This is a genomic window from Methylosinus sp. PW1, assembly GCF_000745215.1.
GTDB lineage: Bacteria > Pseudomonadota > Alphaproteobacteria > Rhizobiales > Beijerinckiaceae > Methylosinus.
On sequence record NZ_JQNK01000008.1, the window covers coordinates 380,526 to 404,353 of the forward strand.

Consider the following 23,828-nt stretch of genomic DNA (forward strand, 5'->3'; position numbering starts at 1 on the left):
ACGATCAGCTGAAGCTGGAAGAGGTGTAGTATGAATGCAGATCGTTCACGAATAGGCATTGGCCCTGGCCGTCATGCCAGAGAATTTTTGCCAGATCGCCGCGGCGCCCACGAAAGACGAATAAATGTCCGCCATTGGGATTGCGGCGCAGCGTCTCCTGAACGATCAGCGCCAGGCTCGCATAGCCCTTGCGCATGTCGGTATGGCCGGTGACGAGCCAGACCCGCGCGTCCGCCGAGACCGGGATCATCGCCGCAACGCCTTGACCACGCGCGCCAAGGCCGAGGCGTCGACATCCGCGCCGACCATGATTCTCTCGCCCGTGGAAAGCGTGATCTCCATCCGGCCGATGGTGTCGGGCGCCGACGAGAGAGCCATCGCCGGCGTCGACGTGATCGTCACCGGCAAGATCGCCGGCGGCTCGCCGCTATCGCCGGCCGCGAACCTCCGACGCCAGGTGAACAGTAGATTCGCGTTCAGGCCATAGCGCCGTGCGACTTCCGCCACCGACGCGCCTTCCTCCAAGCTCTCCGCGACAATGCGGCGCTTCTCGTCTTTCTTCCAATTGCGACGCCGGCCCTTGAAACCCGCCGCACCGTCTTCATCCGCCTCGATCATCGGAGATAGTGTCCATCATCGATAGTGGACACGATCCCCGCGCCACGCGCGCAACTATCGACACCATCCGCCCCAATCGCCAGACGGCCTTCGGCGGCTTTCAATTACCCACAAGTGCACTCAGCGCTGCCTCTGCGCCTATCTCGATGTCGGTTAGGCGCGCGAGGCCGCGCCAGATAACAATGCTTCCCGGCGGCGAGTCGCCGGCCCTCGCGAGATAGCCGCCCAACCGAGCGAGCTTTATGAGGTAGAAGCTGAGCGTCCCGTGCTCGGCTCGTCGATTGCCGACATCGCCGACGAGTCGATCGAGCAAGGCGATCTCCTTGTCCGTGAATGCGATCGAGGGCGAGGCCTCAGGCTCGGCCCGCGCCAACATGGTCAGCCAGAGAACGCGCCAACTGACGATACAGAAAACAGCCATCAAGTTCGCGAGCCGTTCCGCAGTGCGCAATTTGGATGCTTCGGCCTGGCAGCCCGACTTCAGGACCTTGTGGAACACCTCGATTTTCCAACGCATCGCATACCAGTTGATCTTCTCGATCGCTTCGGCGCGCCCGCGCACAGGCAGATCTGTGATCAACTTCCAGACGATCGGCTTGCGGCCTTTGGGCGCATCGCGTTCGATGGCGTGGATGACAGTAAGATCGAGCGCAGGATATCGCTTCTGTTTGCCGATGGGTGGCTGAACGATGATGCGCTTAAACCTGATTTCCAGAACGATCTTCTCGATCTCGCCGTCGTCCGTCTGTACTTCAATGCGATGCAGCCCCTTGAGCCTCGTCGCGTCCATTTCGTCGGCGATGGTGTGGTCGCCATCGCCCGCCAGCCGATCCACGCAGGTCCGCACCAAAAAGTGCGAGCCGAGATCACGCGTCAGGCAGTAGAGTTCGAAAATGTCGCTCTCTCGGTCTCCGACATGGATGAAGCGCTCCGGCTGCCCGAGAAGCTCGATCGATTGCCGGAAATTTTCGAGCCACCGAACGCTCTCCTTCTTTTCGATCGGCACGCGCGTCGGGTTCACCTTCTTCTTCAGCGCCTTGGTTCCCCTGAATTTCTTGCGCGTCCAGAATTTCACCGCCGCCAAGCCGAGCGGCAGCCCTTGGGTTGTCACCGCTAAACTCGAATGCATGAGCATTCCGCATACTGTATGATGGCGGATGCGCCCCTGCTTGTCGCGCCCACTGTTGACGCTCTTCGTCACGCCAACGGCGCTCACATTGGCGCGTTGGAACGAGAATTCCGTGGTGTCCTGGAGCAACAAGATCGGGCCTTCGAATTTATCGCAGCGGGCGCGCGTCGCGGCGAAGTGACCGCTGAGAATGTCGCCCTCATCAACGCGCGCGTTCGAAAGAAACCGATAGGCGGCTTTGGTGTTCGCCCAGTCCTGGCAGGCGTACGGGATGCTCTCGCCCATGGCGTCGCCGATCTGCTTCAAAACCTCAGCGCATCGTCGTCCGAGACGGGGATCTTTGAAAGCGGCTTCGTCTACCTCGCGCTCAGTCCAATGCGGCGCCGGCCCTGATCTCCCAGCTCTTGGACGGCAGAAAGTCTTGGAAAAAGCGGTCTTCGAGGACATGGAGCACCTCGCGCAAGCGATTCGGTGCTCGATAACGAATCACAACCGATTCATCCGATTCAACTTTCTTCTTCCACAAATCCGCCCACTGAGTCAGCTACTTGTGGGTAATTGAAAGCTTCGGCGGAGCCTTACCGATCTTTTCGCGGCGACGGCATAAAGGACGTTCGTCTCGATCGACGTCGCGCCGCTCGCGCGCAGGAGAGACAGATTTGTCTCTCTGACACGCGAAAAAGTCTCGAAGTCGAGCTGCGCGAGCGTCCCGCGATAGCCGCTGCCCATCGCGATCGCCCACCAATCGTCCGGCGACTGGAGGTGATGACGGCCTGCTTCCGGTACTATATCGGCTCCACTCACGCCTGCGGCGCTCAGCATTTCGCGCAGACCCGCCGGTTGGGAAATGCGGTCCCATGGATTGAAGCCCCGATAAAGATCGGGGCGATCTTGCCGTATCGCGCTCCAGAAGGCGCTGTTCGCGGGCTCGAACAGGTCTGGACCCCAAGTCGTGATGGCGAGCCGGCCGCCTGGACGAACCATGCGCACAGCTCCCGGACCACCGCGGTCATATCGGGCACGAAAAAGACGCCGAACACGCAAATGACCGCATCGAACGCGTCGTCCGGATAGTCGAGGGCGAGCATGTCGGCGACGCGGAACTCGATATTGTCGAAGCCTTTGCTCTGCGCCTTCGCCGCGGCCAGTTCGATCAAGCGTTCGGCGAGATCGACGGCGATCACTTTGCCATTCGGCCCGACGCGCTCCGCGGCCGGCAAGGCCGATCCGCCGCTGCCGCAGCAGACATCGAGCACGCATGCGCCGGGAGAAAGACTCAGGCGATCGACGGTCTCACGTCCGAAACGATGCCAGAATGAGCTGACGGGGTGATCGAAATAGTCGGCGGCGGCATTGTAGGCGGCGGCTTTCGCTTTTGCGGCTTCCAGTTCGTTCATTCGATCTTTCCGATTCTCGCTCAGGCGCGTGCGGCGCCGGCGCTCTCGTACCATGTCCGCGAGCTGCGGACGATATGGACGACGGAGAGCATGACCGGCACCTCGACCAGCACGCCGACGACGGTCGCGAGCGCGGCGCCCGACTGGAAGCCGAACAGGGCGATCGCCGTCGCGACGGCGAGCTCGAAGAAATTGCTGGCGCCGATCAGCGCCGAAGGGCCGGCGACGCACCATTCGACGCCGAGGCGACGATTGAGGAGATAAGCGAGCCCGGCGTTGAAATAGACCTGGATCAGGATCGGCGTCGCCAAGAGCGCGATGACCAGCGGCTGACGCATGATCTCCTCGCCTTGCAGGCCGAACAGAATGACGAGCGTGAGCAGCAGCGCCACGAGCGAGAGCGGTCCGAGCACGCGAAGCGTCGCCGCCAGCGCCGCCGCGCCGCCCTTCGCCAGCAGCGCGCGGCGCCAGAGTTGCGATGCGATCACCGGCGCGATGATATAGAGGCCGACCGACAGCAGTAGCGTGCCCCAGGGCACGGCGATGGAGGACAGGCCGAGCAGCAGAGCGACCAGCGGCGCGAAGGCGACGATCATGATCGTGTCGTTGAGCGCGACCTGCGACAGAGTGAAATGCGGTTCGCCGTCGACGAGATTGGACCACACGAACACCATCGCCGTGCAGGGCGCCGCCGCCAGCAGAATGAGGCCGGCGATATAGGCGTCGATCTGATCGGCCGGCAGAAAGGGCCGGAACAGATGCGCGATGAACAGCCAGCCGAGCAGCGCCATCGAGAACGGCTTGACCAGCCAATTGATGCCGACGGTCACGGCGATGCCGCGCCAATGCTCGCGCACTTGCGCTAGAGCGGCGGGATCGATCTTCAGCAGCATGGGGATGATCATCAGCCACACCAGCGCCGCGACCGGCAAATTCACTTGCGCGATCGTCGCTTCTCCGATGGTGTGAAAAACGACAGGCGCGGCTTGGCCGAGCGCGATGCCGACGATGATGCAGAGCGCGACCCAGAGAGTGAGATAGCGCTCGAAAGCGCCCATGGCGGGCGTCGCGGATTGGCTTCGATCCGGCGCCGTGGCGACCGGAGTTGCGCGCAGTTCCATCGGACTTCCTTTCGGTGAAATATCAGGCTGTGGCGACGACGCGGCCCGCCAATTCCAGAAGGCGAGAAACGCCGACCGGCTCTTCCTTCAGCAGCGGGACGATCGCATAGCGCCGCGCATGTGTGGCGGCGACGGCATCGATCTCGCGTATTTCATTGCGCGCGCGCTGACGCAGCAGCGGCGAATGCGGATGCGCCGCGGCGACGCTATTGTTGATGATCCACGCCCAAGGCTCGATTCCGGCGCGCCGCAGATCGGCCTGGAGGGCGGCGGCTTCGAGCACGGGCGTCGTCTCGGCGAGAGTCACGAGCAGAACCTTGGTCTGCTGCGGATTTTGCAATTGCATCATCGGCGTCGTGTAATGCGCGCCTTTGGCGTCCAATTGGCGCGCGACCTCGCGATGATAGGCGCCCGTCGCGTCCAGCAGCAGCAGAGTGTGGCCGGTCGGCGCCGTGTCCATCACCACGAAGGTCTCGCTCGCCTCGCGGATGATGCGCGAGAAGGCCTGAAAAACGGCGATCTCCTCGGTGCAGGGCGAGCGCAGATCCTCCTCCAGTAGCGCCCGGCCGGCGGCGTCCAGCTTGGCGCCCTTGGCGGCGAGGATTTCGCGGCGATAGCGTTCCGTTTCCACATGCGGATCGATGCGGCTCACTTTCAGTTGCTCCAATGATCCATGGAGTGTTTCGGAAAGATGCGCGGCCGGGTCGGAGGTGGTGAGATGCACGGGCAAGCCGCGGCGGGCGAGCTCCACGGCGACGGCGGCCGCCAGAGTCGTCTTGCCGACGCCGCCCTTGCCCATCAGCATCACGAGGCCATGACCATCCGCAGCTATGGCGTCGACCAGCTCTGACAAGCTCGGCGCGTCGAGCACGATCGGCACATCCTCGCTCGCGCCCACCGGCGCCAGCGTCGCGTCGAGCAATTGCCGCAAGGCGTCGAGGCCGACCAGATTGAACGGCCTGAGCGCGACGCGATCACAGGGCAAAGCGGCGATCTCGCTGGGAAGCGCGCGCAACGCCGCCTGCTCGCGCTCATAGATGGCGGCGGCGAGCCTATCCTGCTTCGCCTCCTCTTCCGGCAGCAAGCCGTTGATGACGAGATATTGCTGCGCGATGCCGATCGCCGCCAGCTCCTTATGCGTGCGAGCGATCTCGTTCAGCGCCGACCGCTGCGCGCGGGCGACGAGCACGAGGCGCGTGCGCCCGGCGTCGGCCAGCGCTTCGACGGCCTGGCCATATTGAGCGCGCTGCTTGTCCAGCCCCGCCAGCGGTCCGAGGCAAGAGGCGTCGCCCTTGCCGGATTCGAGAAAGCCGCTCCAGGCGCCGGGCAATTGAAGCAGGCGGATCGTGTGCCCCGTCGGCGCGGTGTCGAAGACGATATGGTCGTAATCCGCGGTCAGCGTGGAATCGACCAGCAGCGCGGTGAATTCGTCGAAGGCGGCGATCTCCGTCGTGCAGGCGCCCGATAATTGTTCCTCGATCCCCTTCACCACCGCGTCCGGAAGCACGCCGCGCACTGGGCCGACGATGCGGTCGCGATATCCTCGAGCGGCGGCCTGTGGGTCGATCTCCAGCGCCGACAGACCTGGGGCGCCGGGAATGTCGGTCATCCGATTGCCGATGATCGTTCCGAACACTTGCGCCACATTGGACGCCGGATCGGTGCTGACCAAGAGGACACGCCGCCCGGCCTCGGCAAGCGCGATCGCGGTCGCACAAGCGATCGACGTCTTGCCGACGCCGCCCTTGCCGGTGAAGAACAGGAAGCGCGGCGGTTGCTCGAGGAATTTGATCACGGGCTTCAGCAACTGCCGCCGCCGCAGCATCCGCTCTGCTTCGGCTCCATCGCGGTCTCGACGAGACCCGCCCAACGGGCAAGCTCGCTGCGGCTCGGATAGCGCCCGGCGAGAGCGACCTCGCCCGCAACGAGCACCAGCGGCAGCGCCTCCTGTCCGGAGCGCTCGAGAAAGGCTTTCACCGTCGCATTCTCGGCGAAGGCGAGCGGTTGCTGCGCCAGATTGAAACGCTCGATGCGGGCGCCGTTCTGCTTGGCCCAATCGACATCGGCGGCGAAAGTCACCAGCGCCTGATCGACCTCGGTTCCGCACACGCCGGTGCTGCAACAGAGCGCCGGGTCATAGATTTCGATTGCCGTCATATCCCTCTCCTTCGATCGCTATTTCGTCGCCGCGCGTCGACCATCGGAATCGACTACCAGCTCGCCGTCCTCCTTGCGGAACTCACTGCGTTGCGGCAGCGGCAGGATATCCAGAACCGACTCCGACGGACGGCACAGTCTGACGCCCTCGGAGGTGACGACGATCGGCCGATTGATGAGGATCGGATGCGCCATCATTGCATCGAGCAACCGCTCTTCCGTCAGTGTCGGATCGCCGAGGCCGAGCTCGTGATAGGGCGTTCCTTTTTCCCTCAGAATCGCGCGGGTCGATTTCCCGATTCGTTCGATGAGCTGCGCCAGCAGCGCGGGCGTCGGCGGCGTCTTCAAATATTCGATCACATGCGGCTCTATGCCGGCGTTGCGGATGAGGCCGAGCGTGTTGCGCGAGGTTCCGCAATCGGGGTTGTGATAGATGATCACATCGGGCGCGCTCATGCGGGCTCCTTCGCGCCGCAGCACGCCGCCTTCGCGGGAAGCTCCGGCTTCGGCGGACAGCATTCGCCTTGCGGCGTCGTCGGCGTGCAGCAGGCGCGAGCCTCGCCCTTCAGCGCGTCCAGCGCCGGATCGCCGCCATAGACCGGGCTTTCTCCCGTCGTGAGGAAGGTTTCCCACATCAGCCCTTGCGGATCGGCGATCCAGGATTTTTCCGATTTCGCATAGCAACAGGTGGTCGCGCCCTCTTCATAGACGCGTCCGCCGGCCTGCTTCAGGCGGCCATAGACGTCGTGCAGCTCGTCGGTGGTTTCGACCTGAATGCCGAGATGCTCCAATCCGAGGCTCGTTCCGCCCCGCGCCGAAATGGCGAAATTCACGCGCGGATCGTCGAGCATCCATTTGGCGTAATCGGGCTTTGCGACCGTCGGCGCCGCGCCGAACAGCGCGCTGTAGAATTGGATGGATCGCGGCAGGTCCTCGACGGACACATGCAGATGCAGGCGCTTCATGGAACCCTCTCGGTCTGGCAGGTCGTATCGGCTTCCGTGACGCAACAAGTGGCCGCGTCGCCCTTGCAGCAATTCTCCGTCAGATAGGCGAGCAGCGCGTTCATGACGGGATAGGCGGCCGAATAGATCAGAGAGCGGCCGTCCCGACGGAAGGTCACGAGATCGGCGTGCTTGAGCTGATTGAGGTGGAAAGACAGCGTGGTCGAAGGAAGCCCCAGCCGCTCGCTGATTTTTCCCGCAGGCAGCCCCTCGGGGCCGGCCTGCATCAGCAGCCGGAAGATATCGAGCCGGGACTCGTGGGCGAGCGCCACGAGGGCCGCGATGGCGTCGTTCTTTTCCATGTTTCCAATATATTTGAAGTATGGGCTCCGTCAAGGGAACGAGTTCGTCGCAACGCCCGGTTTGTGGATTTAAAACCTTGGACCTATGCACATCGCAGTGATCGGCGCGCGGCAGGTTCCGCACAAAGCCGCGAGAAAAAGTGAGGAACACGCGTGCGGGACAACAAAGCGGCGGCGTTCGGCGGCGCAGCGATCATCGGAACGCTCGGCGGACTGATCGGGCTGGGCGGGGCTGAGTTCCGTCTGCCATTACTGATTGGCGCATTCCAGTTCGGCGCGCTCGAAGCGGTGATCGTCAATAAAGCGACGAGCCTCGTCGTTGTCGCCTCGGCCTTGCCGTTTCGGGCGTCAGCCGTGTCGCTGGGCGACGTCGCCGCTCAATGGCCGGTTATCCTCAATCTGCTGGCAGGAAGTCTCCTCGGCGCATGGCACGGGGCGGGATGGGCGACGCGCCTCAAATCGGCGACGCTATACCGCGTGATTGCTCTGCTGCTGGTGGGCATAGCCACCCTGCTGCTGTTCGGCCATGACCATGCGAGCGGACAAGCGCTTGCGAGCGGCAGTCTCCAACTCGTTGCGGGAGTTGCGGCGGGTTTCGTCATCGGGCTCGTCGCCTCGCTTCTCGGCGTTGCGGGAGGCGAACTGCTTATCCCGACCCTCGTTTTGCTGTTTGGCGTGGATATCAAGCTCGCGGGCAGCCTCTCGCTCGCGATCAGCCTGCCGACGATGATCGTCGGCTTCGCCCGTTACAGTCGCGATCGCAGCTTCGCAGTGCTGCGACACAATCGCTCCTTCGTCGGCGTCATGGCGCTCGGCTCCATCGTCGGCGCATTCATCGGCGGACGGCTGCTCGGCATGGCGCCGAGCGCGATCTTGCTGCCGCTTCTGGCCGCGATCCTCGTCATTTCCGCCGTCAAGATCTGGCGACATGAATGAGGAGGCGGAGCCTAACCCGGCTTCGCGCCGCCGTCCAACATATCGAGCACAGGGCATGACGGGGCGGGATCGCCGGAACAATGGGCGATCGTCTCGCCGAGAATGCGCTCGAGCTTCATGAGGTCGGCGAGCTTCGTCCGCACGTCGTCGAGATGGGTTCTCGCAATTTCGCGAACTTCGGCGCAGGAAGCGCGAGACGGCGCGGCGAGAGCGAGAAGGGCGCGAATGTCCTCGATGCTGAAACCAAGCTCGCGGGCGCGGCGGATAAAGGCGAGCCTGCGAATGTGCGCCGTGTCATAGGCGCGATGTCCGCTCGCTGTCCGCGCCGGCGGGGGCATGAGATGGATACGCTCATAATAGCGCACGGTCTCGAGGTTGACGCCCGCCGCCGCCGCGAGCCGACCGATCGTCAATGGCCGCATGGAATTTCTCTTGCACCCGTAGCCGCTACGGGTTGCAGGATAGCCCAACCGTAAAGGAAGGGCGAGCCATGACAGTGGACGATGCTGCAGACGAGATGACTTCACCCTCAGCCCCTCCTCCCGCCATACCGGCGACGTCGAAGTGGCTTGCTTCACTGGGGCTCGTCGCGGGTCTCGGCGCTGTCGTCGCCTCCTCATGTTGTGTCATTCCGCTCGGACTCGCCGCGGCAGGCGCGGGCGCGAGCGTTCTCGGCGGCCTCGAGATGGTCGCCGGGTGGCGCGTTCCGTTTCTGGTCATCAGCGCCTTGGCTATTGCCGGGGGATGGGGCGCCTGGTGGTGGAAGCGTCCGGCTCCTTGCGTTTCGCGTGTGGGCTGCGCCTCGCCGGAGCGATCACGCGCGACGCTGGGGCTGCTGCTGCTCGCCTCTCTCATCGTGGCGCTGGCTGCGAGCTGGAGCCACATAGACCCTGTGCTGCTGAAGTTCTTCTGGGGGCGGTGAATGCAACTCGAATCCACGATAACCTGTCCGGCTTGCGGCCATCGGGCGACCGAGACGATGCCGACCGACGCCTGCCGGTTCTTCTATGCATGCAAGGGATGTGGGGCTCTGCTCAGGCCGAAGGCCGGGGATTGCTGCGTCTTCTGCTCTTACGGCGACGCGCCGTGCCCGCCGATCCAGGAGGCGAAAGCGCGTGATCGCGCCGCCGAATGTTGTTCCGGCGCATAGCGCCATCGTTCACATGATCGCGCACATTCGGAAACGTGCGAGATCTCTTCCTCACGCCGCGCTCTTCACCGCCAGCTCCGTCGCCCCCTCCATCGTCGCAATTTCGGCGAGGCGGCTCTTCAGAGCGGCCCGGTCCAGCGACTCGAAGGGCAGATTGACGAAGGCCGTAAGCCGCGCGCCGAGGCGGCGATAGGCGTCCATGAAGGCGGCGCGCTTCTGGACATCGTCGCCCTTCGCCAGCGCCGGATCGGCGACGCCCCAATGCGCCAGCAGCGCATTGCGCGGCCAGGGGCCGCAGGGCTGCTCGCATATGTCGTCGCAGAGCGTGATGACGAAATCCATGCGCGGCGCGTCCGGCCTCGTGAATTCCTTCCAGCTCTTGGAGCGAAACGCGCGCGTGTCGTAGCCGAGCGACGACAGCAATGCGACGCCGATCGGATCGGGCCGCTCGGCGGGCCGGCTGCCGGCCGAATATGCGCGGAAGCGGTCGCCGCCCTCGCGGTTCAGGATCGCCTCCGCCAGAATGGAGCGCGCGGCGTTGCCGGAGCAGAGAAACAGAACATTGCGGACCCGCTTGCTCGCCGATTTGGGGCGCTTCTGCGGAAAGGCGGGCGCCGCGAGAGGGAGATCGTCGAGCGACGTCCCGAGATCGGCCAGCATTGTCGTAAGCACATGGCCCAATTTGCTCGAATTCGCGGCATAGATGACCGAGCGCCCCTCGCGTCGTCCGAGGACGAGTCCAGCGCGCTCGAGATGGGCGATATGGGTCGACAGCGTATTGTGCGGCACGGCGAGAAGGCGGGCGATGTCGCCCGCCGGCAGTCCGTAGGGAAGATAGCGCAGCAGCAGACGATAGGCCTCGAGGCGCGTCGTCTGCGCCAGGGCCTCGAAAATGCCGACGATCTCGGCTGCGGCGATCCGATCTTCCGCCATTTGTCCCTCGCCTCCTTGGACCGTCAGCGGTCCTTTGGCGAGAATAGTCGATTTCTCGACGTGTCCCTATCCGTCGACAAATCGTCCTGGAGTGGATCGCATCGATCGCCTGCCGGAGACCGATCCGCGGCGGCCGTCGCGGCTGCGGCTTCCTCGGCGAGCTGGCGCGCCGCCTCACGGCAGACGCGCCAGAGCCATGAGGCTTGGCGGAAGGCTTCCTCATGCTCAGCGCTCATCCCGCGCCATTGCTGTAACTCGACGCGATCGGCGCGTGTCGCTTCACCCGAATGCGCGCGGACGACCCATGAAACAGCCTCGCACAGCAGCGGGTCCAAATCGGAAGGCGGATCGTCCGGTTCCATCAGATCGCAAGTCCGGCGTTTCGAGCATGACCCAAGCCGTCCGCCTCCGAGCGCGACCCGCTCAGGCGGCTCCGTCGACAGGCGTCGCCTTGCCGATCTCCTCGAGCCGCCTCTGCAAGGAGAGCTTGTCGAGGCCCTTCATAGGAAGAGAGGCGAAGATCGAGATGCGGTTGTTGAGCATGCGGAAAGCGTCGGCGAAGGCCAGATGCTTCTCGACCTCGGTCCCTTCGACAGCGGCGGGGTCGGGCAAGCCCCAATGCGCGGTCATCGGCTGGCCCGGCCAATAGGGGCACTCTTCCTTCGCGGCGTCGTCGCAGACGGTGAAGACGAAATCGAGCGGCGGAGCGCCGGGCTCGGCGAACTCGCTCCAGCTCTTGGAGCGATAGCCGTCCGCCTTGAAGCCGGACTTCTCCAATATCGCCACTGTGCAGGGATTGACCTCGCCTTTTGGCCGGGAGCCCGCGCTATAGGCTTTGAAGCGACCGGCGCCCACGCGATTGAGGATCGCCTCGGCGATGATGGAGCGCGCGGAATTGCCGGTGCACAGAAACAGCACGTTATAGACTTTGCCTTCCGTCATTGCCTTCTCCCGGAACGAGTCGTTATGTCCATAGATATCGACATATCGATATATATATCGCTCGTCACTCCTTCTGCAAAGCGGGAGAGTGGCTTTGATGCGATTTTTTGATTGGCCCCAATACGCCCGCGTACGGTTCCGCCGCGCTCCGACGTGAATTACGAACATTCGCCCGGGACCGCAGGAATAAGAGGCGCTCCGCGGAGGCGAGGCAATCTGCTACGGTGTCGAACCGGGCGGGCTTCCGTGCAGCGCTATTTTCTGCCTTTTGGCGCAGCGCTCGCTCTGGACTCTCGTCATGGAAATGCGAGAGACGCTGGCGCGCAATCTGAGGAAATATCGACGGGCGCAACGCCTGTCGCAGGAGGAGCTCGGCCATCGAGCCGAACTCGACCGCACCTATATCAGCTCGATCGAACGCTGCGTCTATTCGGCGACGGTCGATGTCGTCGGTCGCCTCGCCGACGCTCTCGGAATTCCGGCGCTCGAGCTTCTGAGGCCTGCGAGCGAAACCGCGGAGGCGAAGTTGTCGTCTACGGCATCGACTGAAGGCACTCGCCCGAAGGCGCAGGCCGAGAAAGGCGCAAAGCCAGCTCGCAAGAGGGAGAGGCCCGCGCAAAGGGCCACTGCCCGAAAGAAGCCGGGTCCATAGCCGAGCGGCCATGGACCCGAGCACGAGGATCACATCGGCGAGACTGCCGCTTCCGGGGACGCCAACCGGGCGATATCCGCCAGCGCCGAGCGCAGTTCCGGCCAAGGAAATTCCGCATCTGTCGGGCTCGGCTCGCCGAGCTGAATGAGAATGGCGAGCTTGGCCGCGACGCCCGGCAGGCTGGCGGCTTTCGTCTTCGGGACCGACGCCACAAAATCGCGCTCCTTGCCGAGAGCGGCTCGGAGCTCCGCGTCGACGGCGTCGAAGCCGAGCGTCGCCGCCGCCTCGTTCCATCGCTTTTGCCGCTCGTCGAACGCGGCGATCAGCGCTTCTCTCTCGAGCGCCGGCTCGTGCGCGACCAGCTCCTCGATCTCGTCGACCGATTGCGCGATTTTCGGCTCCTCCTCGCCGGAAAGGCGGATCGCAACTTCGGGGATGCCGACCGTGCGAATGAGCTTCTTCTCGATGCGCTGCCACTGGCGAGTCAGCGCGATGACCTGCGTGTGATTGGCCTGCCAGTTTCGCCAGAGCTGCAGCGCGGGGTCGGACGGCGCCTCTCCCGTCTTTTTCGCAGGCGGCAAAGCGCCGGTTCCTCGCAGAATGGCGCGCCAGCTAACGGCGGGCGGAGTCGTGCTATCTTCAGAATCAGCCATGATCCAGGCTCCACTTCAGCTTGGGTTGTGGTCAGGCCGGGCGGGATGCTCGAACATCCCGTTCGGCCGCTGCTCATGAAATTGCAGCCGGGAGAAGGTAAGCCGCATAGAACGTTTTAGCAACGGATATTGGAAACGCTGGCGTCCATAGCCTTGCGCAGCAAAGCGGTCGGGCTGTTCGGGACGGCGCATCGATTGAGGAGGAATCGGGTCCGTTCGCCGAAAAACCTATAGCTTGCAAAGCGATAGCCGCTCGATCGACAGCCTTGAAAAGGCCATTTATTTTCAATGAAGTATGAAATATTAGAGCGATCGGCGGGGTCCGCGTCGTCGGCATGTCCGATTCTGGAAATCAGCTTGTGAAACCGGGCTTTTCAGGTGAATTCGGAACTTCGAGATCTGAAATGGGCTCTTGTCGCCTCGCGGCATCGAAGCCTTCGGCAAGCGGCGGAGACGCTGAAGACGCGTCAATCCACACTCAGCCGTCGATTGCACGATCTCGAATGTGAACTCGGCGTGGACTTGTTCGAGCGCACGACCGGCGGAACGAAGCTCACGCCGATCGGTCGCGAATTTCTGGATTTGGCGCGGCCCATTGTCGATGAAGCGGACCGGCTCTTCCTCACATTCAAAACGCGACGCAATGGCGGACGCGGGCCATTACGAATAGGGATTTGCTCGTCGCTTTCGGCCGGCAATCTGCGGGAGACGCTCGCGGAGTTGTGCCGCCAGATCGCGGATGCGGATATTCTCCTGGTCGACGGCGCCAAGGTGGGATTGCTCGGCGAGGTCGCCGCCGGCGCGATCGACGTCGCCATACTGACCTCCGGCGGCGGAAAGTGGAGCGACCGCGTTCTGCCGCTCTGGGGCGAACGGGTCGTCGTCGCCGTTCAGGAACATCACCCGCTCAATAGTCGGCCAGCGATCCAATGGCGGGAGCTTTGCGACAATCGGATATTGCTGACGCGGAGCGGCGTCGATTCCGAGCTCGAGCAAATGCTGAGCATGAAGGCCGGCGGCTCGGGTTCTTTGCGTATCAGCTATCAGGATGTCAGCCTCGACAGGCTACTGAGCCTCGTCGGCGCCGGTTATGGCGTCGCGCCACTGCTCGAAGGCGCTGCCGGATTTGGCTGCCCCGGAGTGACTCATCGCGAGCTGCATGGCGACTGTGGGCAAATGCGGCTTCAGTTCGCGGCGTATTGGAAAGAGACGAACAGCAGTCCGATGCTGCAACGATTTCTCGATCTGTTGCGCGCCCGCTATCCCGACCTTTCGGTTTCCGCGACATCGGGTTGAGGTTTCGGACGCGTCCGAGTCTTCGCGAAGGCTCTGTCGGTCGCGATGAAGCGCTGAAGCATCGGAACTATCAGCTTGAGCGGATCGGCGATCGTCTGCCCATTGGCTCGGCCGAGCGCGTCGGCATAGGCGGCAAGATCGCGATGCAGAGAGGCGGGAATCTCGACGGTGATTTTGACGGGCTTGTCGTCGGCGAGCGGACCGAGCTTCAATTTCGTCACGGTCCCTTCGGCCGGCTGCCATCCCGAGGATCGAGCGCGATCGTCTATCGACCAGTCGCTCGCGGCATGCGGCTGGCTTGTCCAATCGAAAGTCGACATGAACCTCGGGGCAGGAGTCGGAGTCGCCGTTCGGGAGTTCCAGACCGAATCGGGTCCCGTCGACTACGGCCTGTTCGTGGATCGAAGGCTCTGCGGCGTCATCGAGGCGAAAGCGGAGGGCGTGACCCTGTCCGGATTTTCCGAGCAGGCGGCGCGCTACATCGCGGATGTACCCAAGCATCTCGTTCGTGAAGAAGGACAGGTGCGATTCGAATATGTCGCGTCTCGAATGGAAATTCTGTTCCGCGACCATGCCGATCCGGAGCCTGTTTCTCGGCGTGTTTTTGCGTTTCATCGCCCGGAAACGCTGCAGCGGTGGATCAAGCAGCCGGCGACGATCCGCGCAAGGCTGAAGGAAATGCCGCACCTGGACAGGGAAGGACTGCGCGCCTGCCAGATCGATGCGGTCGCGGCTCTCGAGAGATCGATGGCGCAGAACCATCCGCGCGCGCTGGTGCAGATGGCGACGGGCGCCGGCAAGACCTTCACCGCCTGCACTCTGAGCTATCGTATCCTGGCCCATGCAGGGTTTCGGCGAATATTGTTCCTGGCGGATCGCGCCAATCTCGTCCGCCAGGCGCGGGACGAATACCTCGCCTACCGACCGCCCGGCGTCGGGCGTTCCTTTTCGGAAGTCTACAATGTTCAGAAGCTCGGAGCGGCCGGGCTCGACAAAGACGCGCAGGTCGTCGTCGCGACCATCCAGCGCGTCTATTCCGTGCTGACCGGCAAACAGCTTTCGGAGGAGGACGAGGAGGCTTCGTCATTCGAGGGCGGCGGCAGCAATGTCGACTGCCTCATCGCCTACAATCCGGCGATTCCGATCGAGAGCTTCGACCTCGTCATCACCGATGAATGCCATCGCTCGATCTATGGGACGTGGCGGCAAGTTCTCGAATATTTCGACGCCTTCACTGTCGGTCTGACCGCAGCGCCCTCGCTTCACACTCTGGGCTTTTTCGGCAGGAATCTCGTCGCGCAATACCCATACGAGCGCTCCGTCGTGGACGGCGTGAATGTCGCCTTCGAGGTCTTCCGCGTCCGCACGGAAATCGGAGAGCGCGGCTCGACCGTCAAAGCGGGATATGATCTGCCGGTGCGCGACAAGCGCACCCGCGCGGAACGCTACGAGACGCTGACGGAAGACTATTCCTACACGCCGGAGCAGATCGACCGTTCGGTCCTAGTGCCGAACCACATCAGAACAATCCTCGAGACCTACCGCGACACTCTATTCACAGAGCTGTTTCCAGGCCGGAAGGAGGTCCCGAAGACGCTCGTTTTCGCCAAGGACGATCATCATGCAGAGGAGATCGTCGGCATTCTTCGTGACGTTTTCGGCAAGGGCAACGACTTCGCGAAAAAGATCACCTATCGCACCGACGGCGCCGATCCCGAGACGCTGATCCGCGCCTTTCGCAACGACTATAATCCGCGCATAGCGGCGACGGTCGACATGATCGCCACCGGCACGGATGTGAAGCCGATCGAGGTCCTGATTTTCCTCCGCGACGTGAAGTCCGAGCTCTATTTCGAGCAGATGAAGGGCCGAGGCGCGCGAACCATCAGCGCCGAAAAGCTGCGCGAGGTCACGCCCGACGCCGAAGCCAAGACCCGCTTCGTCCTCATCGACGCTGTCGGCGTGACGGAGAGCCTGAAATCGGTTTCACAGCCGCTGGAGCGAGACCGCGTCATCTCTTTCGACAAGCTCGTCGACGAGATCGCCGCCGGCCGGCGGGACGACGACGCCTTCGCCACTCTCGCGGCGCGGCTCTCGGCGCTCGATCGGCGGATCGGCAAGAAGGACCGGGCGGCGATCGCGAGGGCCACGGGCGGGATCGACCTCGCCGGTCTCGCTCGCCGGCTGCTGGATGCGATCGATCCGGATTCGTTGGCGGCCCGGGCGCCCAAAGATGCTCCCGAGGCGGAGCAACGCGCGGCGCGGGAGGCGGCGAAGGATGAAGCGGCGTTCGTTTTCGACGATCCGGCTCTGCGGCGTCTCCTCAAGGACGTGAAAGCCGCAGCCGACATTCGCATCGACACGATCTCCACCGATGCGGTGATCTCGTCCGGCTGGGACGAGAACAAGGCCGCCGACACGATCGAGCGCTTCCGCCGCTTCCTCGAGGAAAAGCGCGATGAGCTGGTCACGCTGCAAATTCTCTATCGGCTGCCCTATGTGCAGCGGCATCTCACCTATGAGGCCGTGGATGATTTGAAAGAGGCGCTGAAGCGGCCGCCCTGGCTGCTCGAGCCGGTCGACGTCTGGCGGGCCTATAAGCGGCTCGCCGGCGAGAAGGTGCGGAGAAACCCGGCCGGCACTTTGGCCGACATCGTCATGCTCGTGCGCTATGCGCTCAGCGAGAGCGAGGCGCTGGAGCCGCTGCCGTCGGTCATTGCCGGTCGCTTCAACCTGTGGCTCGGCCGCGAGGAGAAGGCGGGCCGCCTCTATAGCGACGAGCAGAGGGAATGGCTCACGGCGATCCGCGATCATCTCGCCGTCAATATCGAGATCAGGCAGCAGGACGTCATGGACGCGCCGGATTTTGCCGCCCGAGGCGGAATCGTCCGGGCGCGCGCCTTGTTCGGCGCCCGCCTGCCTGTGCTTCTTGACGAATTGACCGATGCGCTGGTCGCATGATATCTATCACGGATAGATGACATTCCACTGAGGCTCGAGATGACCGCGAGCGCCGGCAAGCCCATCGAAGGGAAAGCGACCGCCAAGCTGTTCATGCATGGCCGCAGTCAGGCCGTGCGCCTGCCCAAGGAATTCCGTTTCGAGGGGAACGAGGTGCGAGTCAGCAAGGTGGGCGACAAGGTGATCCTGGAGCCTTTGGAAAAGGAGCCGTTCGACGTGGAGGCCTGGCGCGCGCGGCTCGACGCCTTGGGCGCGCGGGACTTCTTGCCCGATGGTCTGCCTGACGATCCGCCGCTCGAGCCCGACGACTCGATCTCATTCGATTGACGCGGACGATGTTTTGTCTCGACACCAATATCGTCATCTTCGCCCTGAACAAGCGGAGGCCCTGGATCGCCACGAGGCTCGACAATGAGCTGAGGGCGGGAACGGCGCTCATCGTCCCCGCGATCGTGCTGTTCGAGCTCGATTATGGAATCGCCAAGAGCGACCGAGCCGAACAGGCGCGCGCCCTCCTCGATGGCTTTTTGTCCGCCGGGATCGGCCAGCCGGCGTTCGACATCGAGGATGCGCGCGAAGCGGCGGACATAAGGGCGTTCCTCGAAAGGCAGGGGACGCCGATCGGCCCCTTCGACTATCTCGTCGCGGCGCAGGCGCGGCGGCGCGGCGCGGCGCTGGTGACGCTCAATCGCCGCGAGTTCGAGCGCGTGCCGGGGCTGCTGGTGACGGATTGGGCGGCATGACGCTCGTGGAGGAGATGCCGAAGGCTGCGGGCGGCGATGCGGCGAGCGGGGATGGGCCGTGGGAGTTGCCGGAAGGATGGGTGTGGGCGCGAGTCGATCAGGTTGTAGAGTCTGTTGCTTTCGACGGAGCCGACCGACCTCGCACGCATTGCGCTGAACCGTTTGGGATTGGTCGGGAAGGGAAACGAACGCGATCGCCGGCCGACGCAGGACGAAATCGATCGCATTATCGCACGAGCCGATTTGACGCCGAAGCTGACAATTCCGTTGGGACGGATCGTGCGCTTCGCGATCGCGACTGCGATGCGGCTCGATGAAATTTGCCGCGTCGCCTGGGAGGATTTCGATCCAGACCATAAGATGCTTCTCGTCAGAGATCGGAAAGACCCGCGCCGGAAGTCGGGCAACAATCAGAAGATTCCACTTCTCGGCGTGAGCGGCTATGACGCATGCGCTCTCGTTCACGAGCAGAAGGAAGCCTCGAAAAGCACCAAGGGGTCGAATTCATACAATAGTCGATCGGTGGGGACCGCGTTTCGTCGGACATGTCGCGCCCTCGAGATTTTTCAGGATTTACGGCATCGCCGGCGACGGCTACAACAACGCGCTCGCCGAGACGATCAACGGACTCTGCGATGCGAGCCCTGGCGAAGCTCCGAGGCCATGGAGTTCGCCAGGCTCGAATGGGTTCGGTTCGACAAGCACAGACTGCTGGAGCCGATCGGAAACATCTCGCCGACGCCGAAGCGCGCTATTACGCGCGACTCGAGGAGCCCGCCATGCCGGTCTGACTCAAACAAAATGGCCTCCAGCGAACCCCGGGGTGTTTCAACGTGATCCTCAGGCTCGCCCACGACCTACAGGCCGAAAGGCGCGCCGGAGCGCGCTGCAGAGGCGCGCCGCTGAGAGTTGCGCCCGTTCGTCAGGACTTGCGATATTTCTCATACAGGCGATCGGCGTTGGACCAATTGATCGCAGCCATGACGGCCTTCACATAGTCGGCGGCCTTGGCTCCGAAATCCATTTGGTAGGCGTGCTCGAACATGTCGAGAACCAAGATCGGCTCGCCTCCGGCGATGCTCTGAGTGTGATCGTTCGCCCATGAATTGACGAGCCTCTGCCCGTGCCTGTCATAGGCGAGGATGACCCAGCCGGATCCGCCGCCCAGCGCTTTGCCCATGCCGGTGAATTCCGAGCGCCAGCGATCGAAGGAGCCGAAGTCGCGCTCGATCGCCTCGGCGAGCGCCGCTCCCGGCTTGCTGGCTTCGCCGAGACCCGCGAAATAGATTTCGTGCAGGATCATGGAATTGGTCGCGATCAGCTCTTCGCGTTTCAGGCCGTTGATCTGGAACCCCGCCGCCTTGTCGAAGTCGAGCCCCGCGAGCTGCTCGACGATGGCGTTCAGTCGTTTGACCGCGCCGCCGTAATTGTTCTCGTAATGAGAGGTGATAATTTTTTCCGAGAAGCCTTTGACGCTTTTCGGATCGAACGGCAGTGGCTTTATCGTATGAACGAAAGGCTTTCGCGGAGACGCGGCGGCGTCTTCCGCCCGCGAGGGAGCCGTCGCTAACGCTGCGCCGGCCGTCATGGCGGCGCCGAGAAAAATTCTGCGATCGAGGTGATTGCTCATCGTCTACTCCTCAGGAATGTTCGGTTGGTGTTACTCGCGCCTCGTTCATCCATATGGCTGGACTTCATCATCTTCGGCGCGAGCGAATAATTGACGGCCGCCCGCATCGCTGCGCTTTCAGGCGCGGCCAGAGTCCGAGCCGCCGCCGGCGCCGCGCCGACGATAAACAGCAATACCCCGGCCGCCGTGCACAGCGCGAGGGTGCGCGGCGCGCCGAGACCGAAACGAAACAAGGCGAGCGCCGCGCCGATCGTCAATAGCAACGCCAGAGGATCGACGCTCGCGAGCAACGGAATCTCGAAGGAGAAGCCGAGCCCCCGCACGGGCGCCGTCTCGTGGAACAGGACATGGATGGAGAACCAGATCGCCAAATTGAGGATGACGCCGACGACCGACGCGGTGATGGCCGTGAGCGCCCCGGCGAGCGCGCGATTGTCACGCAGTTTTTCGACATAGGGCGCGCCCAGAAAAATCCAGAGAAAGCACGGGACAAAGGTCACCCATGTCGTCAACAGGCCTCCGAGAGCGCCGGCGAGGATCGGCGGGAGGACGCCGGGCTGCCGATACGCCGCGAGAAATCCGACGAATTGCAGAACGATGACGAGAGGGCCGGGCGTCGTTTCGGCCAGTCCGAGCCCGTCGAGCATTTCATGTGAGCGCAGCCAATGAAATTCATCGACGGCTTGCTGAGCGACATAAGCGAGAACCGCATAGGCTCCGCCGAAAGTCACCATCGCCATTTTGCTGAAGAACACGGCGATCTGACTGAAAACGTTCTCCGGGCCGAGCGTCAGCGCCAGGATCGTCACGGGCGCGAGCCAGAGGAACGAGCAGACAGCCACGCATTGCAAAGTCGCTCGAGCGGAAGCAGACGTATGGAGAGGCAGAAGGTCGCCGAGCAGGCTGTCGTCGCTTTTCACGCCACTCGCGTGAGCGCGGCCGGAGAATTGCGGCCATCCCTTCTTTCCGCCGAAATAACCGACGAGGCCCGCGCCGAGAATGATCAGCGGGAACGCCACATCGAAAAAGAAAATCGATGCGAAAGCGGCCGCGGCGATCCCTTGCAGCGCCCGGTTCGCGAGCGCGCGCTTCCCGATGCGGATCACCGCCTCGACGACGATGGCGAGAACGGCGGCCTTGAGACCAAAAAACGCCGCCGCCACGATGCCGATCTTGCCGAACAGCACATAGACGACGCTCAGCCCCATGATAGCGGCCGCGCCAGGGAGCACGAAAAGGCCGCCGGCCATGACGCCGCCGAGCGTTCCGTGCATCAGCCAACCGACATAGGTCGCGAGCTGCTGCGCTTCTGGACCGGGGAGCAGCATGCAGTAGTTGAGCGCATGTAAAAATCGGCTCTCGGAGAGCCAGCGCTTCTCCTCCACCAGAACCTTGTGCATGAGAGCGATCTGCCCCGCAGGACCGCCGAAACTCCAGAAGGCGATCCGCGCCCATACGTCGAACGCCTCGCGCAAAGAGACGCCATGAGCGCGCGCACGACTTCCCATCAGCGCGCTCATGGCGTCTTTCCCGACTTGGCCGGAGGCCAGTTGTGAGGTTCGTCGGCAGCGTCGCGGCGCCAACGATAAAAGGCGTCGTAGAGCGTCATTCCCGCTTCGAGCAGCTCGAGATCATCCGCATACATTCGAGACAAACCGAGCGAAGCCGCGAGCAGGCCGGCCGCTTCCGGCGCGAGATCGGTGCGGGCCGTGTCGGCTCCGCGCACGATGACGGCAAGCCGTCGCAAGGGCTCTATCGTCAGTCCCCATTCATCGAGCATGGCGTCGAAGGTGCAGCGTTCGCCCCTGTGGCTCCAGAAGGCGCCGTCGATGTCGAACGCAGCGCCGTCGAAGCGTTCGGCGACCGAGGAGACTTCGGCGGGCGCGACAAAGAGAAACACCGCTTTCGGATCGACGAAGCGGCGGATCAGCCACGGGCAGGCGATGCGATCGACCTTCGGCCGCGTCCGTGTGACCCAGATCGTCCGACCCAGACGGTCACGCGGAGGCAGCTTCGCTTCCGGGATGAGCGGGCCGCCGGCCTCGACCCATGCGACATGGCCGCCGCTCAGAACGTCCGCCGACGACGCGCCCGCTTGCCGCAGCCATGCCGCAACGCCTTCGCCGGATGCGCCGCCGGTCTGGTCGACGACGATGGCTGCGCGACCGGCGAACTCGGACGCCCACTCGGAAACAGAAGCCTGATCGCGGCGCAGGGCGCCCGCGACGAAACGCGGGTCCGCTTTGAATTCTTCCGTCGTCCGAACATCGACGAGCGCCGGACAATGGCGGACGCCGATGAGACGCGCGAGCTTGTCGGGAGAGATGGAGTTGATCGACGACATGATGCGCCCTTGGTGGAGAACCGGACGCGATTCTTGGGCATGTCGCCTCGTGGGGAGATCGCTTCCCCATGAGCGGACGTTACACCAAACCTGCCGAAGTCTGTCAATACCGTCCAGAATGCAGAAATTCGTCCTTTCGACAAATTTTGGTTGCTAACAATTTTCAATTAAAATCATTGGATTGGAGAGGTTCGTCGAGCTGGCTCCGGGTTCGAGAGTTCCGAGGTCGCCGCCGCGGCTCCTCGGACACGGGCGATGGGGCGATCTGGCAATCGGCGCCCAATGTAAGGCCGGCCCTACGGTTCGCGGCTGTGACTGTGTGACCCTTCGCCGGACGTTGTCGAAGGGCAGGATGCCCGCGAAATCTTCGGTGATCATGATGTCGATGGCAGCGGTCAGACTGTCGCGGCGCTTCCCGGCAGCCGGGTCCGTGCGCAATTCGGCCTCGGCCACCGCGCTAAAAGCAGCTTGGTCGAGTCCTGCGGGCTCAGCCGCGCCGAGATCGAGCGGCTCGGCAAGACGCTCCGCGCCGCCGCCGTGGACGGCGAGCATCCGACCGCGCCGGCCGCCATCCTGTTCCTTCTGCTGACCGGCTTTCGCCGCATGGCAGGACTCGGAGTCGAGCGCGGCTGGCTCGACGAGGAAGAGGGCGCGATCCGATTTCCCGATGAGAAGAGCGGCGCGCAGACCCGCGTGATCGGACACAATACAACAGTCGTTCAGTAGGAACTGCGTTTCGTCGGACATGCCGCGCCCTAGAGATTTTCGACCTACATTTTCGTGATTTGCGGCATGAAGGCGCAAGCCGTCTTTTCGAGGCGGCCTTTTCGATCGAGCAAGTGGCGTTGGTCACCGGCCATCGAAACGGGAGGATGCTTCGTCGATACACACATCTCGAGCCGGAGCGGTTTCATGTTCGGAAGAGCGGGATGGTGGCTTGAATTCAGAGCGTGAGCTGCATGAGAGGGGCTCTGCAGAGGCGTCACGCAGTTTGCCGGTCGAGATGCGATCGCATCACCAGTTCCGAATAGGTTCGTCCTTGGGAAACGAGCTCGTCGTGTGTGCCGCGTTCGACGATCTGGCCCTTCTGCAAGACGATGATTTGATCGGCCTGCCGCACCGTCGAGAGGCGGTGGGCGATCGTGATGGTCGTGCGTCCCTGCGATAGTGTCGCGAGGGCGCACGCCATGGCGTGCTCCGTCTTTGCGTCGAGGGCGCTGGTCGCTTCGTCGAGCAGCAGGATCGGCGGATCGCGAAGAATGACGCGCGCGAGCGCCAGCCTTTGCTTCTCGCCGCCGGAAAAGCGATAGCCTCTCTCCCCGACCAGCGTCTCATAACGGTCGGGCAAGGCCATGATCATCTCGTGGATCTGGGCGATGCGCGCGGCCCTCGCGAGCTGATCGTCGGACGCCTCCGGGCGGCCGAAGCGCAGATTCTCGGCGACGGTCGCATGGAGCAGATAAGGCTCCTGCGTCACGACGCCGAGCATGTCGGCGAGCGTCTCGAAACGAAGCGCGCGAATATCGACGCCGTCGAAGGAGATGACGCCTGCGTCCACGTCATAGAGTCGCGCGAGGAGATAGCCGAGCGTGGTCTTGCCCGAACCGGTCGCGCCGACAATGGCGAGATGGCCGCCGGTCGGAATGTCGATGGAGACATCGCGCAGAGCGGGAGTCGCGGCGCCCGGATAGAAAAAGGAGACATTCTCCACCCGCACCGCGCCGCGCATGTCGGCCCGGTCGAGCGCGATCGTGTCGGCGCGTTGCGTGATCTCGACCGGTCTGTCGAGATAAGCGAAGATCCGCGCGAAGAGCGCGCGGGTCGTTCGCATTTCCCGTCCGATTTCCAGAAGCTGCTCGA

30 protein-coding genes and 3 pseudogenes are annotated in these 23,828 nt (G+C 63.4%); 11 read left to right on the top strand and 22 right to left on the bottom strand.

The genetic code is table 11. The annotated features are described in order from the left end of the window. Window positions 1-4 precede the first annotated feature (4 nt). From tnpB to K369_RS07450, 11 genes are all read right to left on the bottom strand, one after another. Window positions 5-250 carry an IS66 family insertion sequence element accessory protein TnpB gene (tnpB, locus tag K369_RS07405; protein WP_084570480.1) on the bottom strand — a complete coding sequence of 82 codons (246 nt, stop codon included), beginning with the start codon at window positions 248-250 and terminating at the stop codon, window positions 5-7. Continuing rightward, complete coding sequence (locus K369_RS27915) at window positions 247-618, bottom strand: transposase (protein WP_051949130.1); 372 nt, start codon at window positions 616-618, stop codon at window positions 247-249. Before K369_RS27915 ends, tnpB begins: the two co-directional genes overlap by 4 nt. A gap of 100 nt (window positions 619-718) precedes the next feature. Continuing rightward, window positions 719-2,194 (bottom strand): IS4 family transposase, encoded by a 1,476-nt coding sequence (locus K369_RS07415; RefSeq protein WP_245278129.1) that lies wholly within the window; start codon window positions 2,192-2,194, stop codon window positions 719-721. A gap of 93 nt (window positions 2,195-2,287) precedes the next feature. Then, the gene (locus K369_RS27380) at window positions 2,288-2,569 is read right to left on the bottom strand and encodes a hypothetical protein (RefSeq protein ID WP_210165048.1); all 282 of its coding nucleotides are present in this window, start codon (window positions 2,567-2,569) and stop codon (window positions 2,288-2,290) included. Continuing rightward, window positions 2,563-3,144, bottom strand: a complete 582-nt coding sequence (locus tag K369_RS07420; RefSeq protein WP_198033067.1) for a class I SAM-dependent methyltransferase — start codon at window positions 3,142-3,144, stop codon at window positions 2,563-2,565. Before K369_RS07420 ends, K369_RS27380 begins: the two co-directional genes overlap by 7 nt. Before the next feature lie 20 nt (window positions 3,145-3,164). Further along, window positions 3,165-4,202 (bottom strand): ACR3 family arsenite efflux transporter, encoded by a 1,038-nt coding sequence (gene arsB, locus K369_RS07425; protein WP_036290292.1) that lies wholly within the window; start codon window positions 4,200-4,202, stop codon window positions 3,165-3,167. An 85-nt stretch (window positions 4,203-4,287) separates the two neighbouring features. Continuing rightward, entirely contained in the window at window positions 4,288-6,057 is a 1,770-nt protein-coding gene (gene arsA / locus K369_RS07430; RefSeq protein ID WP_156967826.1) for an arsenical pump-driving ATPase, read from the bottom strand. A gap of 8 nt (window positions 6,058-6,065) precedes the next feature. Next, window positions 6,066-6,422: an arsenite efflux transporter metallochaperone ArsD gene (gene arsD, locus K369_RS07435; protein ID WP_036289625.1), complete on the bottom strand. Its 357-nt coding sequence runs from the start codon at window positions 6,420-6,422 to the stop codon at window positions 6,066-6,068. Between the two features lie 18 nt (window positions 6,423-6,440). Next, on the bottom strand, window positions 6,441-6,878 hold the full coding sequence (gene arsC / locus K369_RS07440; protein ID WP_036289627.1) for an arsenate reductase (glutaredoxin): 438 nt from the start codon (window positions 6,876-6,878) through the stop codon (window positions 6,441-6,443). After that, entirely contained in the window at window positions 6,875-7,387 is a 513-nt protein-coding gene (locus K369_RS07445) for an ArsI/CadI family heavy metal resistance metalloenzyme (protein ID WP_036289629.1), read from the bottom strand. Before K369_RS07445 ends, arsC begins: the two co-directional genes overlap by 4 nt. Next, window positions 7,384-7,728 (bottom strand): helix-turn-helix transcriptional regulator, encoded by a 345-nt coding sequence (locus tag K369_RS07450; protein WP_036289631.1) that lies wholly within the window; start codon window positions 7,726-7,728, stop codon window positions 7,384-7,386. The genes K369_RS07445 and K369_RS07450 overlap by 4 nt, the downstream gene beginning before the upstream one ends. 153 nt (window positions 7,729-7,881) lie before the next feature. On the opposite strand from K369_RS07450, the gene K369_RS07455 reads away from it, so the two are divergent. Continuing rightward, window positions 7,882-8,664 carry a sulfite exporter TauE/SafE family protein gene (locus tag K369_RS07455; RefSeq protein WP_036289633.1) on the top strand — a complete coding sequence of 261 codons (783 nt, stop codon included), beginning with the start codon at window positions 7,882-7,884 and terminating at the stop codon, window positions 8,662-8,664. 11 nt (window positions 8,665-8,675) lie between these two features. Here the strand turns inward: K369_RS07455 and K369_RS07460 are convergent, their stop codons facing one another. Beyond that, window positions 8,676-9,086 carry a helix-turn-helix domain-containing protein gene (locus K369_RS07460; protein WP_036289635.1) on the bottom strand — a complete coding sequence of 137 codons (411 nt, stop codon included), beginning with the start codon at window positions 9,084-9,086 and terminating at the stop codon, window positions 8,676-8,678. Window positions 9,087-9,154: 68 nt separating this feature from the next. Here K369_RS07460 and K369_RS07465 point away from each other — a divergent pair, with 68 nt between their 5' ends. Together K369_RS07465 and K369_RS27605 are read left to right on the top strand one after the other, a co-directional pair. Beyond that, window positions 9,155-9,586, top strand: coding sequence for a hypothetical protein (locus tag K369_RS07465; RefSeq protein ID WP_036289637.1), 432 nt, complete (start codon window positions 9,155-9,157; stop codon window positions 9,584-9,586). Next, window positions 9,587-9,814 (top strand): GDCCVxC domain-containing (seleno)protein, encoded by a 228-nt coding sequence (locus tag K369_RS27605; RefSeq protein WP_084570547.1) that lies wholly within the window; start codon window positions 9,587-9,589, stop codon window positions 9,812-9,814. 51 nt (window positions 9,815-9,865) lie between these two features. Here K369_RS27605 and K369_RS07470 read toward each other — a convergent pair whose 3' ends face one another. The 3 genes from K369_RS07470 to K369_RS07480 all read right to left on the bottom strand — a co-directional run bounded on the left by K369_RS07470 (window position 9,866) and on the right by K369_RS07480 (window position 11,689). After that, window positions 9,866-10,747 carry a helix-turn-helix domain-containing protein gene (locus tag K369_RS07470; RefSeq protein ID WP_051949131.1) on the bottom strand — a complete coding sequence of 294 codons (882 nt, stop codon included), beginning with the start codon at window positions 10,745-10,747 and terminating at the stop codon, window positions 9,866-9,868. A 23-nt stretch (window positions 10,748-10,770) separates the two neighbouring features. Then, the gene (locus K369_RS28190; RefSeq protein ID WP_036289639.1) at window positions 10,771-11,109 is read right to left on the bottom strand and encodes a DUF4880 domain-containing protein; all 339 of its coding nucleotides are present in this window, start codon (window positions 11,107-11,109) and stop codon (window positions 10,771-10,773) included. A 61-nt stretch (window positions 11,110-11,170) separates the two neighbouring features. Continuing rightward, entirely contained in the window at window positions 11,171-11,689 is a 519-nt protein-coding gene (locus tag K369_RS07480) for an arsenate reductase ArsC (protein ID WP_036289641.1), read from the bottom strand. A gap of 304 nt (window positions 11,690-11,993) precedes the next feature. On the opposite strand from K369_RS07480, the gene K369_RS25435 reads away from it, so the two are divergent. Further along, window positions 11,994-12,341, top strand: a complete 348-nt coding sequence (locus K369_RS25435; protein WP_245278149.1) for a helix-turn-helix domain-containing protein — start codon at window positions 11,994-11,996, stop codon at window positions 12,339-12,341. Window positions 12,342-12,370: 29 nt separating this feature from the next. Here K369_RS25435 and K369_RS07490 read toward each other — a convergent pair whose 3' ends face one another. After that, on the bottom strand, window positions 12,371-12,994 hold the full coding sequence (locus tag K369_RS07490) for a hypothetical protein (RefSeq protein ID WP_084570548.1): 624 nt from the start codon (window positions 12,992-12,994) through the stop codon (window positions 12,371-12,373). A gap of 378 nt (window positions 12,995-13,372) precedes the next feature. On the opposite strand from K369_RS07490, the gene K369_RS07495 reads away from it, so the two are divergent. Beyond that, window positions 13,373-14,290: a LysR family transcriptional regulator gene (locus K369_RS07495; RefSeq protein WP_036289645.1), complete on the top strand. Its 918-nt coding sequence runs from the start codon at window positions 13,373-13,375 to the stop codon at window positions 14,288-14,290. Here the strand turns inward: K369_RS07495 and K369_RS07500 are convergent. After that, entirely contained in the window at window positions 14,254-14,511 is a 258-nt protein-coding gene (locus K369_RS07500; protein WP_036289647.1) for a DUF2274 domain-containing protein, read from the bottom strand. The genes K369_RS07495 and K369_RS07500 overlap by 37 nt on opposite strands. Window positions 14,512-14,608: 97 nt before the next feature. Here K369_RS07500 and K369_RS07505 point away from each other — a divergent pair, with 97 nt between their 5' ends. The 5 genes and pseudogenes from K369_RS07505 to K369_RS26325 form a co-directional block, all read left to right on the top strand. Next, entirely contained in the window at window positions 14,609-17,251 is a 2,643-nt protein-coding gene (locus K369_RS07505) for a DEAD/DEAH box helicase family protein (RefSeq protein ID WP_245278131.1), read from the top strand. A 39-nt stretch (window positions 17,252-17,290) separates the two neighbouring features. Then, window positions 17,291-17,578, top strand: a complete 288-nt coding sequence (locus K369_RS07510; RefSeq protein ID WP_051949133.1) for an antitoxin — start codon at window positions 17,291-17,293, stop codon at window positions 17,576-17,578. A gap of 8 nt (window positions 17,579-17,586) precedes the next feature. Next, window positions 17,587-17,994 carry a PIN domain-containing protein gene (locus K369_RS07515; protein ID WP_036289649.1) on the top strand — a complete coding sequence of 136 codons (408 nt, stop codon included), beginning with the start codon at window positions 17,587-17,589 and terminating at the stop codon, window positions 17,992-17,994. A 168-nt stretch (window positions 17,995-18,162) separates the two neighbouring features. Continuing rightward, window positions 18,163-18,477: pseudogene (locus tag K369_RS27920) on the top strand (tyrosine-type recombinase/integrase); the annotation flags it as partial. Between the two features lie 94 nt (window positions 18,478-18,571). Continuing rightward, window positions 18,572-18,785 (top strand): annotated as a pseudogene (locus K369_RS26325) (IS3 family transposase); the annotation flags it as partial. Window positions 18,786-18,916: 131 nt separating this feature from the next. On the opposite strand, the gene K369_RS07525 reads toward K369_RS26325, so the two are convergent. The 4 genes from K369_RS07525 to K369_RS26330 all read right to left on the bottom strand — a co-directional run bounded on the left by K369_RS07525 (window position 18,917) and on the right by K369_RS26330 (window position 22,715). After that, complete coding sequence (locus K369_RS07525) at window positions 18,917-19,624, bottom strand: superoxide dismutase (protein WP_084570550.1); 708 nt, start codon at window positions 19,622-19,624, stop codon at window positions 18,917-18,919. After that, window positions 19,621-21,144, bottom strand: coding sequence for a chromate efflux transporter (gene chrA / locus K369_RS07530; RefSeq protein WP_084570551.1), 1,524 nt, complete (start codon window positions 21,142-21,144; stop codon window positions 19,621-19,623). The genes K369_RS07525 and chrA overlap by 4 nt, the downstream gene beginning before the upstream one ends. Then, window positions 21,141-21,968 (bottom strand): sulfurtransferase/chromate resistance protein, encoded by an 828-nt coding sequence (locus K369_RS07535; protein WP_036289651.1) that lies wholly within the window; start codon window positions 21,966-21,968, stop codon window positions 21,141-21,143. Before K369_RS07535 ends, chrA begins: the two co-directional genes overlap by 4 nt. A gap of 153 nt (window positions 21,969-22,121) precedes the next feature. Beyond that, window positions 22,122-22,715, bottom strand: coding sequence for a hypothetical protein (locus tag K369_RS26330; protein WP_156967786.1), 594 nt, complete (start codon window positions 22,713-22,715; stop codon window positions 22,122-22,124). 8 nt (window positions 22,716-22,723) lie between these two features. Between K369_RS26330 and K369_RS25440 the strand changes: the two are divergent. Further along, window positions 22,724-22,909, top strand: a pseudogene (locus tag K369_RS25440) (tyrosine-type recombinase/integrase); the annotation flags it as partial. Window positions 22,910-22,950: 41 nt separating this feature from the next. Here K369_RS25440 and K369_RS28195 read toward each other — a convergent pair. Then, window positions 22,951-23,799, bottom strand: a complete 849-nt coding sequence (locus tag K369_RS28195; protein ID WP_371033309.1) for an ABC transporter ATP-binding protein — start codon at window positions 23,797-23,799, stop codon at window positions 22,951-22,953. Window positions 23,800-23,828 lie beyond the last annotated feature (29 nt).